Source organism: Streptomyces sp. BF23-19, from assembly GCF_041106355.1.
GTDB classification, from domain to species: domain Bacteria; phylum Actinomycetota; class Actinomycetes; order Streptomycetales; family Streptomycetaceae; genus Streptomyces; species Streptomyces virginiae_A.
Genome location: NZ_JBGBPT010000053.1, coordinates 1 through 15808 on the forward strand (window position 1 = coordinate 1; position 15808 = coordinate 15808).

The window sequence follows — 15808 nt, forward strand, 5'->3', positions numbered from 1 at the left end:
GGGGACGGTGGTCCGGACGGCGGAGTCGAGGTGGCGGGCCAGCAGCTCGGCCTCGCCGTGGGCGGCGAGCGCGGCGGCGGTGAGGCCGGCGGTGTGCAGCCGGCCTCGGCAGAAGTCCTCCAGGGTGGCGGCGTCATGGATCCGGCCCGCCTTGCAGGCGGCCTCGGCCCCGCCGGAGTGGGCGTGGCCCCCGGCGGGGAAACGGCCGTCGGCGAGGACGAGCAGCGCGGCGCGGCTCATCGACAGGGACCTCTTCTCGGCACGGTCGGAAACGATCAGAAACGATCGGAACGGTCGGAACGGTCGGAACAGAGAGATCAGTCAGAACAGGAAGTAGCGCTGGGCCATGGGCAGTTCCGCTGGGGGCGCGGGTTCCACGGGCTCCCCGTCGATGCTGACCGTGAAGGTGTCGGCGTCGACCTCGACCCTCGGCATGGCGTCGTTGTTGCGCATGTCGACCTTGCTCACCTTGCGGGTGCTCTCGATGGCCACGAACTGCTTGCCCAGCCCGAGCCGTTCCGGCAGCCCGTCGTCGAGCGCCGCCTGAGCGGTGAAGTTCAGCGAGTTGAGGCCGGGGGCGCGGCCGTGGCTGCCGAACATGGGCCGGGGCAGGACGGGCTGCGGCGTGGGGATGGAGGCGTTGGCGTCGCCCATCTGCGCGTAGGCGATCTGGCCGCCCTTGATGACGAGTTCGGGCTTGACTCCGAAGAAGGCCGGCTTCCACAGGACCAGGTCGGCGAGTTTGCCGGTCTCGACGGAGCCGATCTCGCGGGCGAGCCCTTGGGCCACCGCGGGGTTGATCGTGTACTTGGCGACGTAGCGGCGGGCCCGGTGGTTGTCGGCGGGGCCGTCGCCGGGGAGGAAGCCGCGTCGCTTCTTCATCACGTGGGCGGTCTGCCAGGTGCGCAGGACGACCTCGCCGACCCGGCCCATGGCCTGGGAGTCGGAGGAGATGATGGAGATGGCCCCGAGGTCGTGGAGGACGTCCTCGGCGGCGATGGTCGAGGGCCGGATCCGTGATTCGGCGAAGGCGAGGTCCTCGGGGACGGCCGGGTTCAGGTGATGGCAGACCATCAGCATGTCGAGGTGTTCCTCGACGGTGTTGACGGTGTGCGGCCGGGTGGGGTTGGTGGAGCTGGGCAGTATGTTCGGCTCGGAGACCACGGTGATGATGTCGGGTGCGTGCCCGCCGCCCGCGCCCTCGGTGTGGTACGAGTGGATGGTCCGCCCGGCGATGGCGGCGAGGGTGTCGGCGACGAATCCGGCCTCGTTGAGCGTGTCGGTGTGGATGGCGACCTGGGCGCCGGTCTCCTCGCACACCGAGAGGCAGGCGTCGATGACGGCGGGGGTGGACCCCCAGTCCTCGTGGATCTTGAATCCGAGGGCGCCGCCGCGCAGCTGGGAGTGCATCCCCTCGCGGGACATGGTGTTGCCCTTGCCGAGCAGGCCGATGTTGACCGGGTAGGCCTCCAGGGCCGCGAACATCCGGGCCAGGTGCCAGGGCCCGGGGGTCACGGTGGTGGCCTTGGTCCCTTCGGCCGGTCCGGTGCCGCCGCCGACGAGGGTGGTGATCCCGGAGGCGAGCGCCTCCTCGATGACCGTCGGGGAGATGAAGTGGACGTGGGCGTCGATGGCGCCGGCGGTGACGATCTTCCCGTTGCCGGCGATGATCTCGGTCTCGGGGCCGATGACCAGTGCGGGATCGACCCCGTCCATGGTGTCGGGGTTGCCGGCCTTGCCGATGCCGCAGATCCGGCCGTCGCGGATGCCGAGGTCGGCCTTGACGATGCCCCAGTGGTCGAGGACGACGACGCCGGTGATCACGGTGTCGGGGGCGCCCTCGGCCCGGGTGGTGCGGGCCTGCCCCATGGATTCGCGGATCACCTTGCCGCCGCCGAAGACGGCCTCGTCGCCGGCCCGCCCGGGGCCGCCGCTGAGGTCCTGCTCGATCTCGACGAAGAGGTCGGTGTCGGCGAGCCGCATCCGGTCTCCGGCGGTCGGCCCGAAGAGGTCGGCGTACACCTGGCGCGAGAGCTCAGCCATCGAGCGGTCCTCCGGTCTCGCCGCGCAGCCCGGGAACGACGCGCAGTCCGCCCAGCGGCACGAGTTCCACCGCGACCGGGATGCCCGGCTCGAAGCGGACGGCGGTGCCGGCGGCGATGTTGAGCCGCAGCCCGTGGGCGGCGGGGCGGTCGAAGTCGAGGCCCGGGTTGGCTTCGGCGAAGTGGTAGTGGGAGCCGACCTGGACCGGCCGGTCGGCGGCGTTGAGCACGGTGAGGCGGGTGACGGGACGGCCCTCGTTGAGGAGCACCGGGCCGTCCCCGTAGGCGATTTCGCCGGGGATCATGCGGGGGTACTCCGTTTCAGACGATCGGGTCGTGGACGGTGACGAGTTTGGTGCCGTCCGGGAAGGTCGCCTCGACCTGGACGTCGTGGATCATCTCGGGGATCCCCTCCATGACCTCCTCGCGGGTCAGGACGGTGCGGCCCGAGGCCATCAGCTCGGCCACGGTCCGGCCGTCGCGGGCTCCCTCCAGGAGGTGCGACGTGATCAGCGCGATCGCCTCCGGATGGTTGAGGCGGACCCCGCGCGCCCTCCGTCTCTCGGCCACGTCGGCGGCCACGTGGATGAGCAGTCTCTCCTGCTCGTGCGGTGTCAGTTGCACGTGTATCACCAAGCTTCCGGGACAAGATCAACAAGGGGCGGGGCGACCCTACCGACCCTCAACACTTTGTTGACCTGCGCATATCCGAACCAAGCGAGTCTTGCCCAACACTGGGAAAGGCTTTCCACCCCGACCACCGCCGCTTTACCGGATCATGGATGATCATTGGCGGTCGAACGTGGCCGCCACGCTAAGCGCTGCGCTTTTCCGTTGAGTTAACCCACGTTTCAGGCAGGTACCCGGTTCAACTCCGGTGCCCCACGAGCCCGATTCCGTATACGGCTCCGCACGCGGACGCCCCATCGAGGAGACAGATGTTCATCAATCCCGTCCGGCACATCACCTTCGACGCCCTCGACCCCTACCGGGTCGCCGAGTTCTGGTCCGCGGTGACCGGCTACACGTTCCACCCCGACGACGTGGAGGGGGACGACGAGGTCATGCTGGAGCCCGGCCGGCCCGGGGTGCCGGGGCTGCTCTTCATCCGGGTCCCGGACGCCAAGTCCGTCAAGAACCGGGTCCACCTGGACATCCAGCCGCCCACCGGCACCCGGGACGAGACCGTCGAACGTCTGATCGGCCTCGGCGCGAAGCTCGTCGACGACCGCCGCGACGCGGACGGCGTGGCGGGTTGGGTCGTGCTCGCCGACCCCGAGGGCAACGAGCTGTGCATCGAGCGCAGCGCGGGCGAACGCGGCCTTCTCTGAGCCGTCCCCGGCAGGTCAGCAGCCGGAGACGCTCCGCACCGGGGCTCCGACGCTCCAGGGCAGCGCGATCCACACCGTCTTGCCGCCGTCCTCGGTCGGGGTGACCGAGAGCCGGCCGCCCGCCTCCGCGGTCAGCCAGCGGATGATGACCATGCCCCGGCCGTTGTCCTGCTGGACGGCGGCCGGGAGCCGCTTGGGCCAGCGCGGGTGGCTGTCGGTCACCCCGACGCGCAACCACTCCTGGCGCTCCAGGCGGACGTCGACGGTGAAGGTGGGCGACTGGCCGAAGGTGTGCTGCACGGCGTTGGTGGCGAGCTCCGAGACGATCAGCCGGACGCTGTCGGCGGTGTCGGCGTCATCGGGGAGTCCCCACTCGCTCAGCACCTCCGCGACATAGCGTCGGGCAGTGGCGACCGAGGCGGGATCGCTCGGCAGAGTGACGGATGCTTCCTGGTGATCTGCCATGGCGACGGTCCCTTTCCCACCAGGGCGAAAAGCCCCGGATCTGTGCTGGACGCCAGAGTGCCACCCATCGTGCCGTCACATCTGCCTTTCCCCCAAGATATGCATATATCTGTCGCTCGATGCGGTGAACTCTGCTACGGAAGAGCGTATTTGGACGGCAGACTGGTGCGAGCTGTGCCGGTGGAAGGAGGCGGGTGTGCAGCACGGTCCCGCGGTGCGCCGACGCAAGCTCGGCGAGGAACTGCGTGCCCTACGCGACCGGTCCGGACTCACCAGTGGTGAGGCGGCCCGGATCATGGGGTGGCACCAATCGAAGATCAGCCGTATCGAGACGGGCCGCAGCGGCGTGAAGCCGGAGGACATCCGGCTCCTCCTCGATGCCTACGGGGAGATCGTCAGCCCCGAGCAGCGCGCGCTGCTGGAGGCGCTGTCGGCCTCGGCCGCCGGCCCCGGCCCGGCGGGCGACACCGGGCGCGGCCGCCAGTGGTGGCACGACTACCGGGGGCTGTTGCCCCAGGAGTACCGGGACTTCATCAGCCTGGAGGCGGGGGCGAGGTCGGCCCGCACCGTGGAGTTGTCCGTGGTGCCGGGGCTGCTGCAGACCCCCGAGTACGCGCGGGCCGTGACCCGGGCCGCGCTGGGCGGGCTGCCGGAGCCGAAGGTGGACGCGCTGGTCGACGTACGGTTGGCCCGGCAGGCGGTGCTGCGGGCGGACCCGCCGCTGGAGCTGAGCGCCGTACTGGACGAGGCGGTGCTGCGCCGACAGATCGGTGGGCCCGGGGTGATGGCCGAGCAATTGCGACACCTGGCGGAGGTGTCGAAGCTGCCTCAAGTGCGCCTGCAGGTACTTCCGTTCAGCGTCGGAGGGCATCTCGGCCTGACCGGACCGTTCGTTATTTTTTCATTTCCGGACATCGCTGATCTGGATGTGGTGGTACTCGACCATTTGACGAGTAGCCTCTATCTGGAGCGGAAGGAAGACCTTGAGGCGTACGGCGCCGCGTTCCGCACCATCCAGGCGCACGCCCTCCCGCCCCAGGACTCGTCGGATCTCATCAGCTCACTCGCTGACGACGCGTAAGGAGGCACCCCCGTGTCCGCAACCCCCTTATCCCCCGGCGGACTTCTGATCAGCGCGCGGTGGCGGCGGAGCAGCCGCAGCACCGGAATGAACAACTGCGTGGAAGCGGCAGTCCTGGACGGCGGTCTACTGGCCGTCCGCGACTCCAAGCGGACGGACGGCCCGGCCGTGCTCTTCACCGGCTCCGCCTGGACCGGCTTCCTCGCCTCGGTACGGGCCGACGTGCACGCGTAGCCCCGCCCGGGAACCCCTGGAGCGCCCAGGACTTCGACCGACAGGGCCTACCGGCCCTGGCCGTCCGTGGCTCCGGCGGGTGCGGTCGCCAGGATCGTCCCGACCGCCCGATCGATCTCGTCCCCCGTGAGATCGGCCCGGGCGGTCAGCCGCAGCCGGGAGATGCCGTCCGGCACCGACGGCGGACGGAAGCACCCCACGAACAGACCCGCTTCGCGGCAGTCGGCGGGCCAGCGCAGTGCCGCCGGCGCCGACGGGGCCCGTACCGACACCACGGCGTAGGCGTCGCCGAACTCCCGGCGCGTCCGGCCGGGCCGCGGTCAGGCCGGACGCGGTGAGCCGCCCGTACAGCTGGGCGGCCACCTCGCGGGCGCGGTCCGCGCGCTCCGGTTCCCGCTGCAGCAGGCGCAGGCTCGCCAGCGCCGCTCCGGCGGCGGCCGGGGCCAGTCCGGTGTCGAAGATGAAGGTGCGCGCGGTGTTGACCAGGTGCCTGATCACCTTGGCCGGACCGAGCACGGCGCCGCCCTGGCTGCCCAGGGACTTCGAGAGGGTCAGGGTGGCGACCACGTAGGGCGCCCCCGCGAGACCGGCGGCGTGCAGCGCGCCGCGGCCGCCCTCGCCCAGCACGCCCAGCCCGTGGGCGTCGTCGACGACCAAGCCGGCGCCCTCGTCCCGGCAGGCGGCGGCGTACTCGGCCAGCGGGGCGGCGTCCCCGTCCACGGAGAACACCGAGTCGCTGACCAGCAGCGCCCGGCCCTCGTGCGCGGCGAGCGTCTTGCGCGCGGTGTCCGGGTCGGCGTGCGGGACCACGGCGGTCTCGGCGCGCGAGAGCCGGCAGCCGTCGACGATCGAGGCATGGTTCCCGGCGTCGGACACCACCAGCGTGCCCCGGCCGCTGAGCGCGGTGACCGCGGCGAGGTTGGCGGCGTAGCCGGAGGACAGGACGAGCGCGGCCTCGAACCCGCAGAAGGCGGCGAGCTCCCGCTCCAGTTCGGTGTGCAGTTCGGTGGTACCGGTCACGAGCCGCGAACCGGTGGCTCCGGCGCCCCAGGTCGCGGCCGCCTCCTGCGCCCCGCGGACGGTCTCGGGGTGCAGCGACAGGCCGAGGTAGTCGTTGCTCGCGAGGTCCAGCAGCGGCGACACGGACGGCCGAGGGCGCAGCGTGCGGACGAGGCCGGCCTCCTCCCGCGCGCGCTCCGCGTCATCGATCCACGCGAAGACGTCCACCGGGTCGGGAGTGAGCTGGGGCATCGGCACGTCCTCGTGTTTTGTCGGCAGTCCACAGACCTGCCCCGACCCTAGCTCGCGTGACCGCTGCGCCAGGTGTGGTGATACACACACACCCATCCGGCCATGTTGTGCGATCTCTCCTTGGCCGGGAGCGGGGGTGTGGGACAGGATCTGGTCCATGGACCTGCTGAACACCCTGGTGGACAAGGGGCTGCGGCGCGAGCTGCCGACCCGCGAAGAAGCGCTCGCCGTACTGGCGACTTCTGACGACGAACTGCTCGACGTGGTGGCCGCGGCCGGCAAGGTGCGCCGCCAGTGGTTCGGGCGTCGCGTCAAGCTGAACTACCTGGTCAACCTGAAGTCGGGCCTGTGCCCCGAGGACTGCTCCTACTGTTCCCAGCGCCTGGGATCGACGGCCGGGATCCTCAAGTACACCTGGCTGAAGCCCGAGGAGGCCTCCCAGGCGGCCGCCGCCGGCGTCGCGGGCGGCGCGAAGCGGGTCTGCCTGGTCGCGAGCGGCCGCGGGCCGACGGACCGGGACGTGGACCGCGTCGGCAAGACGATCGCGGCGATCAAGGAGCAGAACGAGGGCGTCGAGGTCTGCGCGTGCCTCGGCCTGCTCTCGGACGGCCAGGCGGAGCGTCTGCGGGACGCGGGCGCGGACGCCTACAACCACAACCTCAACACGTCCGAGGCGACGTACGGGCAGATCACCAAGACCCACACCTACGCGGACCGCGTCGACACGGTGCAGAAGGCGCACGGCGCCGGTCTGTCCGCGTGCTCCGGTCTGATCGCGGGCATGGGCGAGAGCGACGAGGACCTCGTCGACGTCGTCTTCTCGCTGCGCGAGCTGGACGCGGACTCGGTGCCGGTCAACTTCCTGATCCCGTTCGAGGGCACCCCGCTGGCCAAGGAGTGGAACCTCACCCCGCAGCGCTGCCTGCGCATCCTGGCGATGGCGCGGTTCGTCTGCCCCGACGTCGAGGTCCGCCTCGCCGGCGGGCGCGAGGTGCACCTGCGCTCGATGCAGCCGCTGGCCCTGCACATCGTCAACTCGATCTTCCTCGGCGACTACCTGACCAGTGAGGGCCAGGCCGGTCAGGCCGACCTCGACATGATCGCGGACGCCGGTTTCGAGGTGGAGGGCGCCGGTACGTCGACCCTTCCCGCGCACCGCTCCGACGTCGCGGCCGCCGCCACCGGCGGGGGCTGCGGTTCGAACGGCGGCGCCTCGCTCTGCGGTTCGGGCGCGCCCGCCGAGGGCGACGAGGCCGCGGGCTGCGGCTCGGCGTGCGGCGGCTGCTCCGGCCACGCGCCGGCGGCCCGTACGCCCGCACCGGTCCAGGCCGAGGCCGGCGAGGTCCGCCCGGAGCTGGTGGCGGTCCGCCGACGGGGCGCGGGGACGGACGTCGCCCCCAATGCCTGATCAGCTCGCCCCCCTGTCGGCCGGCGCGGAACTGCTCGCGCTGGACCGGCAGCACGTCTGGCACCCGTACGGCCCGATGCCCGGGCGGCAGGAGCCGCTGATCATCGCCTCCGCCTCGGGGGTGCGGCTGCGGCTCGCCGACCCGTCCCAGGGACACGGTCACGAAGAGCTGGTCGACGGCATGTCCTCCTGGTGGTCGGCCATCCACGGCTACAACCACCCGGTGCTCAACGAGGCCGCCACCACGCAGCTGGGCCGGATGTCGCACGTGATGTTCGGCGGGCTCACCCATGAGCCCGCCGTCCGGCTCGCCGCCAAGCTCGTCGAGATCACCCCGCCGGGGCTGGAGCACGTCTTCCTCTCCGACTCGGGCTCGGTGTCCGTCGAGGTCGCGGTCAAGATGTGCCTCCAGTACTGGCGTTCGCTGGGACGGACGGGCAAGACCCGGCTGCTGACCTGGCGCGGCGGCTACCACGGGGACACCTGGCAGCCGATGGCCGTCTGCGACCCCGACGGCGGGATGCACGAGCTGTGGCAGGGGCACCTGCCGCGGCAGGTCTTCGCGGACGCGCCGCCCGCCGGTTTCGACTCGCCCGTGGACCCGGCGTACGCCGACCACCTGCGCGCCACGATCTCCGCGCACGCGGACGAGCTGGCTGCGGTCATCGTGGAGCCGGTGGTGCAGGGTGCGGGCGGTATGCGCTTCCACCACCCGGGCTACCTGCGGGTGCTGCGCGAGCTGTGCGACGAGTACGGGGTCCTGCTGATCCTGGACGAGATCGCCACGGGCTTCGGCCGTACGGGCGCGCTCTTCGCGGCCGACCACGCGGGGATCACCCCGGATGTGATGTGCCTGGGCAAGTCGCTGACCGGCGGTTACCTCACGCTGGCGGCGACCCTGTGCACGGAGCGGGTGGCGAGCGGCATCTCCCAGGGCGAGGTCCCGGTGCTGGCGCACGGGCCGACCTTCATGGGCAACCCGCTGGCCACGGCCGTGGCCCTGGCCTCCGTCGAGCTGCTGCTCGGTCAGGACTGGGCGACGGACGTCAAGCGGATCGAGGCCGGGCTGCGCGAGGGCCTGGCGGCGGCGTCGGACATCCCCGGGGTGAAGGACGTGCGCGTCCTGGGCGCCATCGGCGTGGTCCAGCTCGACCACGAGATCGACGTGGCGGCGGCCACCCAGGCGGCGGTGCGCGAGGGCGTGTGGGTGCGCCCGTTCCGGGACCTGATCTACGTCATGCCGCCGTTCGTGACCGGTGACGAGGACGTGGCCCGTATCTGCCGTGCGGTGTGCGCGGCGGCGCAGGAAGGTTGAGATGTCCGTATTGATGGTGTCCGGCACGGGCACCGAGATCGGCAAGACGGTGGTCACGTCGGCGATCGCGGCCGCCGCGGTGGCCGCCGGCCGCTCGGTGGCCGTGCTCAAGCCCGCGCAGACGGGTGTCGGCCCGCAGGAGCCGGGGGACGCCGCGGAGGCGGTCCGGCTGGCCGGCCCCTCCGTCACGGCGGTGGAACTGGCCCGCTATCCGGAGCCCTTGGCCCCGGACACGGCGGCCCGGCGCTCGGGTCTGGCGACGCTCTCCCCGGCGCAGATCGCGGAGGCCGCGCAGCGGCTGTCGCAGGACCATGACCTGGTCCTGGTGGAGGGCGCGGGCGGACTGCTCGTGCGCTTCGACGAGGCCGGCCACACGCTGGCCGACGCGGCCCGCCTGCTCGGCGCGCCGACGCTGCTCGTCGCCCAGGCCGGTCTCGGCACGCTCAGCTCCACCACCCTCGCGGCGGAGGCCCTGCGGGCCCGGGACCTGACGGGGTCGGGCGTGGTGGTCGGCAGCTGGCCGCGGAGCCCGGATCTGGCGGCCCGCTGCAACCTGGCGGACCTCACGAAGTCCTCGGGACTGCCGCTGCTGGGCGCGGTCCCGGAGGGTTCGGGAACCCTCACGCCGGACCGCTTCCGCGCGTCGGCCCCGACCTGGCTGGCCCCGCCCCTCTCGGGCACCTGGTCGGCGGATTCGTTCCTCTCCACCTGGCCCCCACCGGCCTACACCCCGGCCACCCCCAGCCCGGCCGGCGTTTGAGGCGCGGGGCCGGGGGCGGAGCCCCAGGTCCCGACCCCCGTCCCGACCGCGACGCGGCCACCCGAGCGCCCCGCCCCCGCCGGACGGGCGTCACAGCCGGGCGACGTGGCTGTCCTCCACGTGCGCCCAGCGCTTGAGGAGGCCGCCGAGAGTGATCGTGGACGGGCCGAGTGCGGCGCGAAGGCCGGCGGCGTCCAGGCCGGAACACTTCCAGGCCGACGTGGCCCGCCGGCGTTCGAGTGCGCCGAGGACGGCTGCTGCCTCGGTGCCGGCGAGTGGCGGTTCCGGCCGGGCCCCTGCTGTGGGATCGGTCATGGCCGCAGACCGTGGCCACCGGCGACGGCGCGTCCACGGGTGACGGGTGACGCCTGAGAGACAGTCCCTAGTGCTGTGGCCGGAAAGGTTTGCCGGGTCGCGGTGTCCGGTGCGGTGCATCGCAAGGCGGAGGGTCGCGGGCCGTACCGGACGTACTTCCGTGGTCCGACAACGCGGCGAGGTGCTGTACCGGGCGCCGTGACCCGGTGGACCTTTCCGGTCACAGCACTAGCCGAGCGGCTTGACCCAGCGCGTCCACTGCTCCTGGGGCCGGTAGCCCACCGCGTCCCACACCCGGTGCGCCCGCTCGTTGCGGTCGAGCACCATCGCGTCCCCCCGTCGCCCGCCGAGCGCGACGAACCGCTCCTCCGCGGCGGCCAGCAGCGCGGCCCCGATGCCCTGCCTCCGGTGCCCCGGATGCACGGCGAGCCGGTAGAGGTGGCAGCGCCATCCGTCGAACCCGGCGATCACCGTGCCGACGAGTTCCCCGTCGCGCCGGGCGAGCAGCAACGCCCCGGGGTCCCGGTCGTGCAGGCGCTCGACCCCGGCGAGATCGTCACTGATACTCGTTCCCTCCGCGGCGGCCTTCCAGAAGTCCAGGACCGCACCCAGGTCGGTGGCCGACGCGGGGCCGATATGAAGATCAGTCATGGCCGAATCCCATCATCCGGCCGCGCTCCGCCAAATGAATGATCCGTCCCCTTTGCTCGTCCTTTACCATGTGGTGAAAGGTCCCTCTTGAGTGAAAGGTGTGAGCGTCCGCCCATGGGCGAGCCTCCCAGTACCCGACATACGCGTTCGCGACATCGCGCGATCCCCCGCCTCCTGGCCGATCATGGGACGGAGGTGATCGACCGATGACCGAGGTGCTCCTGCTCGTCGTGGCACTGGTGCTCTGCATCGTCTGCGGGGTCTTCGTCGCCGCCGAGTTCTCGCTGACGACCGTAGAACGCAGCGAACTCGAACGAGCCGTCGAGCGTGGCGAGCGCGGTGCGGACAGCGCCCTGGCCGCCGTCCGCACCCTGACGTTCCAGCTCTCCGGCGCCCAGCTCGGCATCACCGTCACCGGCCTGGTCATCGGCATGATCTCCAAGCCGTCGATCTCCACCCTGCTCCAGGGCCCCTTCGAGGCCATGGGCCTGTCGGCCGCCACCGCCTCCTCCGCCGCCCTGATCCTCGGCACCGCGATCTCGACCGTCGTCCTGATGGTCGTCGGCGAGCTGGTGCCCAAGAACTGGGCGATCTCCTCCCCGCTCGCGATCGCCAAGCGCGTGGCGACCATGCAGCGGGTCTTCAGCCGGGCGTTCCGGCCCCTGATCAGCCACCTCAACACCACCGCGAACCACATGGTGCGCCGCTTCGGCCTGGAGCCGGCCGAGGAGCTGGCCTCCGCGCGCACCCCGCAGGAGCTGGTCGCCCTCGCGCGCCACTCGGCGAAGGCGGGCGCGCTGGAGAAGGACACGGCCGAGCTGTTCGTCCGTACGCTGAACCTCGCCGATCTGACCGCCGAGAACGTGATGACTCCGCGCGTCCAGGTCACCGCCCTCGACGTGCAGACCACGGCCGAGGACGTCGCGAACGCGACGCTGGCCACCGGCCTGTCCCGCTTCCCGGTGTACCGGGGCAGCCTCGACACCGTCGTCGGCACCGTCCACGTCAAGGACGTCCTGGCCCTGCCGGCCGCGGAGCGTCGCCGCCGTCCCGTGTCGCAGCTGCTGCGCGAGCCCCTCTTCGTACCGGAGTCGCTGACCGTGGACCGGCTGCTGGACCGGCTGTCCGGCAAGCAGACGATGGCCGTGGTCATCGACGAGTACGGCGGCACGGCCGGCGTGGCCACGCTGGAGGACATCGTCGAGGAGGTCGTCGGCGAGGTCCGCGACGAGCACGACCCGCACGAGACCCCCGATCTGGCCCCGGCCGGTACGGACGAGGCCGGGCACCAGCTCTACTCCGCCGATGGCGCGGCGCGCACCGACCAGCTCCGGCTGATCGGACTGCGGGTGCCGGACGGCCCGTACGAGACCCTGGCCGGCCTGATAGCGACCGAGCTTGGCCGGATCCCGACGGTCGGCGACCGGATGGAACTGAACGGCTGGCGCCTGGACGTGGTGGACGCCGTCGGGCGTCGGGCCTCGCGCGTGCTGCTGCACGCCCCGGCCGGACCCGCCGAGGGAACGGAGGAGGCCCGATGATCGTCATCCAGCTGCTGATCGGCCTGGCGACCCTGGTCGTCAACGCCTTCTTCGTCGGCGCGGAGTTCGCGCTGATCTCGGTCCGGCGCAGCCAGATCGAACCGTACGCCGAGCAGGGCGACCGGCGCGGCCGCGCCGTCCTGTGGGGCCTGGAACACGTGTCGGCGCTGATGGCGGCGGCCCAGCTGGGCATCACGCTGTGCACCCTGGTGCTGGGTGTGGTGGCCGAGCCGGCCATCGCGCATCTGCTGACCCCGCTGTTCGACCTGGTCGGGGTACCGGCGGGCGTGACCCACGTGATCTCCTTCGTGGTGGCGCTGACGCTGGCGACGTACCTGCACATGCTCTTCGGCGAGATGGTGCCGAAGAACGTGGCGCTGGCCGAGCCCGTGCGCACCGCCCTGCTGTTGGGGCCGCCGCTGGTGACCCTCACGCGGGCGCTGCGGCCGGTGATCTTCACGATCAACGCCTTCGCCAACACCCTGCTGCGTCTGCTGCGGGTGGAGGTGAAGGACGAGGTCGGCGCGACCTTCACGGACGACGAGCTGGCCCGGATGGTCAAGGACTCCAGTGACGCGGGGCTCCTCGACGACCGGGCGAGCGAACGCCTGCACGACGCCCTGGAACTGGGCCGGCGGCCGGTGACCGACGTGGTGCTGCCGGCGGACCGGGTGGTCACGGCCCGCGAGGGCATCACCCCGGGCGGGCTGGAGCTCCTGTCGGCCGACTCCGGGTACTCCCGGTTCCCGGTGATCGACGCGGAGCACAAGATCCTGGGCTACCTGCACGTGAAGGACGTCCTGGACGTGGACGACGAGGAACGGGACGAGCCCTTCCCGGTGTCGGCGCTGCGGCCGATCGCCCAGGTGCGGGCGGAGACACCGTTGGACGACGCCCTGACCGCGATGCGGCGCAGCCGTACGCACCTGGCGGCGGTGCTCGGGGCGGACGGCGCCATGACGGGCCTGGTGACGATGGAGGACGTGCTGCGGGAGCTGTTCGACAGGCCCGCGTCCACGTGATCGTTCGAGGTGTGCGGTCCCCGGCCCTGCGCGGCCGGGGTACCGCGCGGTAACATCACTCCGCCATGGAGATGAATGCCTCTTACACCAGTTTTGTCGCGATCGGTGACTCCTTCACCGAGGGCATGTCCGACCTGCTTCCGGACGGCTCCTACCGCGGATGGGCGGATCTGCTGGCCACCCGCCTCGCCGCCCGGGAGCCGGGCTTCCGCTACGCGAACCTCGCGGTCCGCGGCAAGCTGATCGGCCAGATCGCCGAGGACCAGGTCCCGGTGGCGGCGGCGATGGGCGCCGACGTGGTGACCCTGGTGGGCGGGCTCAACGACGCCCTTCGCCCCAAGGTGGACATGGGTCGGGTCCGTGACCACCTGGAGTCGGCGGTGGAGCTCCTGGCCCCCTCCTGCAAGCGCCTCGTCCTGATGCGCTCCCCGGGGCGCAACGGACCGGTGATGGAACGCTTCCGCCCGCGCATGGAGGAGCTCTTCGCCACCATCGAGGAGCTCGGCGCCAAGCACGGCGCCGTGGTGGTCGACCTCTACGGGGCCTCCGTACTCGCGGACCCCCGGATGTGGGACGTCGACCGGCTTCACATCACCGCCGAGGGCCACCGCCGGGTGGCGGAGGCCGTGTGGCAGGCGCTGGGCCTGCCCGCCGAACGGGACTGGCGCACCGAACTGCCGGCCGAGGCTCCCCCCGGCTGGGGCGTGCGCCGGGCCCAGGACCTGAGCTTCGCCCGGCAGCACCTGCTCCCCTGGATCGGCCGCCGCCTGACGGGCCGCTCCTCCGGGGACGGCCGCCCGGCCAAGCGCCCCGAGCTGCTGCCGTACGGGGACACCGCCTCGTAGCAAGCCACAATCCCGAGTGGTGGCCCTACCTGCGTAAACACACAGCCGTGGCCCAAGTAGAATCCCTCCACGTGACTGCCAAGCCCCGCATCCCCAATGTCCTGGCCGGCCGCTACGCCTCCGCGGAGCTCGCCGTCCTGTGGTCCCCCGAGTACAAGGTGACGCTGGAGCGGCGGCTGTGGCTCGCCGTGCTGCGCGCCCAGAAGGACCTCGGTATCGAGGTCCCGGACGAGGCCCTCGCCGACTACGAGCGTGTCCTCGAGACCGTCGACCTCGCCTCCATCGCCGAGCGCGAGAAGGTCACCCGGCACGACGTGAAGGCCCGTATCGAGGAGTTCAACGCCCTCGCCGGTCACGAGCACGTCCACAAGGGCATGACCTCCCGCGACCTGACCGAGAACGTCGAGCAGCTGCAGATCCGGCTCTCGCTGGAGCTCGCCCGGGACCGCACGGTCGCCGTCCTCGCCCGCCTCGGCAAGCTGGCCGGCGAGCACGCCGAGCTGGTCATGGCCGGTCGCTCCCACAACGTGGCCGCGCAGGCCACCACGCTGGGCAAGCGCTTCGCCACCGCGGCCGACGAGCTGCTGGTGGCCTACGCCCGCCTCGAGGACCTGCTGGGCCGCTACCCGCTGCGCGGCATCAAGGGCCCCGTCGGCACCGCCCAGGACATGCTCGACCTGCTCGGTGGCGACGCCGCCAAGCTCGCCGACCTGGAACAGCGGATCGCCGCCCACCTCGGCTTCGCCGAGGCCTTCACCTCGGTGGGCCAGGTCTACCCGCGCTCGCTCGACTACGACGTGGTCACCGCGCTGGTGCAGCTGGCCGCCGCCCCCTCGTCGATCGCCAAGACGATCCGCCTGATGGCCGGCCACGAGCTGGTGACCGAGGGCTTCAAGCCCGGCCAGGTCGGCTCCTCCGCGATGCCGCACAAGATGAACACGCGCTCCTGCGAGCGTGTGAACGGCCTGATGGTCATCCTGCGCGGCTACGCCTCGATGACCGGCGAGCTGGCCGGCGACCAGTGGAACGAGGGCGACGTCTCCTGCTCCGTGGTCCGCCGCGTGGCCCTGCCGGACGCCTTCTTCGCCTTCGACGGCCTGCTGGAGACCTTCCTGACGGTCCTCGACGAGTTCGGCGCCTTCCCGGCCGTCGTCGCCCGCGAGCTGGACCGCTACCTGCCCTTCCTCGCGACCACCAAGGTCCTGATGGGCGCGGTGCGGGCCGGCGTGGGCCGCGAAGCCGCCCACGAGGTCATCAAGGAGCACGCGGTGGCCTCCGCGCTGGCCATGCGCGAGCAGGGCGCCGAGCGCAACGAGCTGCTCGACAAGCTGGCCGCCGACGAGCGGATGCCGTTGGACCGGGCCCAGCTCGACGCCCTGATGGCCGACAAGCTGTCCTTCACGGGAGCCGCGGGCGACCAGGTCGCGGCGGTGGTCTCCCGTATCGAGGCGATCGCCAAGCAGCACCCGGAGGCCGCCGGGTACGCGCCGGGGTCGATCCTCTGACCCCCGACGAGCTGAACGCCGCCCGCGACCGCGTCCTCCCGG

16 protein-coding genes and 2 pseudogenes are annotated in these 15808 nt (G+C 71.9%); 10 read left to right on the forward strand and 8 right to left on the reverse strand.

What is annotated here, in order from left to right:
* The 4 genes and pseudogenes from AB8A24_RS26855 to AB8A24_RS26870 all read right to left on the reverse strand — a co-directional run.
* A pseudogene (locus tag AB8A24_RS26855) lies at positions 1-240 on the reverse strand (urease accessory protein UreF); the annotation flags it as partial.
* A gap of 81 nt (positions 241-321) precedes the next feature.
* Positions 322-2043 (reverse strand): urease subunit alpha, encoded by a 1722-nt coding sequence (locus AB8A24_RS26860; RefSeq protein WP_369477830.1) that lies wholly within the window; start codon positions 2041-2043, stop codon positions 322-324.
* A complete protein-coding gene (locus AB8A24_RS26865) occupies positions 2036-2347 on the reverse strand; it encodes an urease subunit beta (RefSeq protein WP_266388776.1) in 312 nt (103 codons plus the stop codon). Before AB8A24_RS26865 ends, AB8A24_RS26860 begins: the two co-directional genes overlap by 8 nt.
* A 16-nt stretch (positions 2348-2363) precedes the next feature.
* The gene (locus tag AB8A24_RS26870; protein ID WP_030719039.1) at positions 2364-2666 is read right to left on the reverse strand and encodes an urease subunit gamma; all 303 of its coding nucleotides are present in this window, start codon (positions 2664-2666) and stop codon (positions 2364-2366) included.
* A 314-nt stretch (positions 2667-2980) separates the two neighbouring features.
* Between AB8A24_RS26870 and AB8A24_RS26875 the strand changes: the two genes are divergently transcribed.
* Positions 2981-3373, forward strand: a complete 393-nt coding sequence (locus AB8A24_RS26875) for a VOC family protein (protein WP_033220937.1) — start codon at positions 2981-2983, stop codon at positions 3371-3373.
* 15 nt (positions 3374-3388) lie between these two features.
* Here the strand turns inward: AB8A24_RS26875 and AB8A24_RS26880 are convergent, their stop codons facing one another.
* Positions 3389-3838 (reverse strand): ATP-binding protein, encoded by a 450-nt coding sequence (locus AB8A24_RS26880; protein ID WP_328964287.1) that lies wholly within the window; start codon positions 3836-3838, stop codon positions 3389-3391.
* Between the two features lie 196 nt (positions 3839-4034).
* Between AB8A24_RS26880 and AB8A24_RS26885 the strand changes: the two genes are divergently transcribed.
* Both AB8A24_RS26885 and AB8A24_RS26890 read left to right on the forward strand, forming a co-directional pair.
* The gene (locus AB8A24_RS26885) at positions 4035-4919 is read left to right on the forward strand and encodes a helix-turn-helix transcriptional regulator (RefSeq protein WP_328964286.1); all 885 of its coding nucleotides are present in this window, start codon (positions 4035-4037) and stop codon (positions 4917-4919) included.
* A 12-nt stretch (positions 4920-4931) separates the two neighbouring features.
* On the forward strand, positions 4932-5153 hold the full coding sequence (locus AB8A24_RS26890; RefSeq protein WP_033220930.1) for a DUF397 domain-containing protein: 222 nt from the start codon (positions 4932-4934) through the stop codon (positions 5151-5153).
* Between the two features lie 47 nt (positions 5154-5200).
* On the opposite strand, the pseudogene AB8A24_RS26895 reads toward AB8A24_RS26890, so the two are convergent.
* Positions 5201-6404 (reverse strand): annotated as a pseudogene (locus AB8A24_RS26895) (8-amino-7-oxononanoate synthase).
* A gap of 157 nt (positions 6405-6561) precedes the next feature.
* Here AB8A24_RS26895 and bioB point away from each other — a divergent pair.
* From bioB to bioD, 3 genes are read left to right on the forward strand one after another with little or no spacing between them, the layout of a single operon-like run.
* Positions 6562-7812 carry a biotin synthase BioB gene (gene bioB, locus AB8A24_RS26900; protein WP_328964285.1) on the forward strand — a complete coding sequence of 417 codons (1251 nt, stop codon included), beginning with the start codon at positions 6562-6564 and terminating at the stop codon, positions 7810-7812.
* The gene (locus AB8A24_RS26905; protein WP_369477831.1) at positions 7805-9127 is read left to right on the forward strand and encodes an adenosylmethionine--8-amino-7-oxononanoate transaminase; all 1323 of its coding nucleotides are present in this window, start codon (positions 7805-7807) and stop codon (positions 9125-9127) included. The genes bioB and AB8A24_RS26905 overlap by 8 nt, the downstream gene beginning before the upstream one ends.
* A 1-nt stretch (position 9128) precedes the next feature.
* Positions 9129-9887 (forward strand): dethiobiotin synthase, encoded by a 759-nt coding sequence (gene bioD / locus AB8A24_RS26910; RefSeq protein ID WP_328964283.1) that lies wholly within the window; start codon positions 9129-9131, stop codon positions 9885-9887.
* 90 nt (positions 9888-9977) lie between these two features.
* Here bioD and AB8A24_RS26915 read toward each other — a convergent pair whose 3' ends face one another.
* Together AB8A24_RS26915 and AB8A24_RS26920 are read right to left on the reverse strand one after the other, a co-directional pair.
* On the reverse strand, positions 9978-10202 hold the full coding sequence (locus AB8A24_RS26915) for a DUF664 domain-containing protein (protein WP_328964282.1): 225 nt from the start codon (positions 10200-10202) through the stop codon (positions 9978-9980).
* Positions 10203-10430: 228 nt separating this feature from the next.
* Positions 10431-10853: a GNAT family N-acetyltransferase gene (locus AB8A24_RS26920; RefSeq protein ID WP_328964281.1), complete on the reverse strand. Its 423-nt coding sequence runs from the start codon at positions 10851-10853 to the stop codon at positions 10431-10433.
* 206 nt (positions 10854-11059) lie between these two features.
* Between AB8A24_RS26920 and AB8A24_RS26925 the strand changes: the two genes are divergently transcribed.
* The 4 genes from AB8A24_RS26925 (at position 11060) to purB (ending at position 15766) form a co-directional block, all read left to right on the forward strand.
* Positions 11060-12394 carry a hemolysin family protein gene (locus tag AB8A24_RS26925; protein ID WP_328964280.1) on the forward strand — a complete coding sequence of 445 codons (1335 nt, stop codon included), beginning with the start codon at positions 11060-11062 and terminating at the stop codon, positions 12392-12394.
* A complete protein-coding gene (locus AB8A24_RS26930; RefSeq protein ID WP_328964279.1) occupies positions 12391-13416 on the forward strand; it encodes a hemolysin family protein in 1026 nt (341 codons plus the stop codon). Before AB8A24_RS26925 ends, AB8A24_RS26930 begins: the two co-directional genes overlap by 4 nt.
* Before the next feature lie 65 nt (positions 13417-13481).
* The gene (locus AB8A24_RS26935) at positions 13482-14261 is read left to right on the forward strand and encodes an SGNH/GDSL hydrolase family protein (protein ID WP_369477832.1); all 780 of its coding nucleotides are present in this window, start codon (positions 13482-13484) and stop codon (positions 14259-14261) included.
* Positions 14262-14332: 71 nt separating this feature from the next.
* Positions 14333-15766, forward strand: coding sequence for an adenylosuccinate lyase (gene purB, locus AB8A24_RS26940; protein WP_030719003.1), 1434 nt, complete (start codon positions 14333-14335; stop codon positions 15764-15766).
* The last annotated feature ends 42 nt before the right edge of the window (positions 15767-15808 follow it).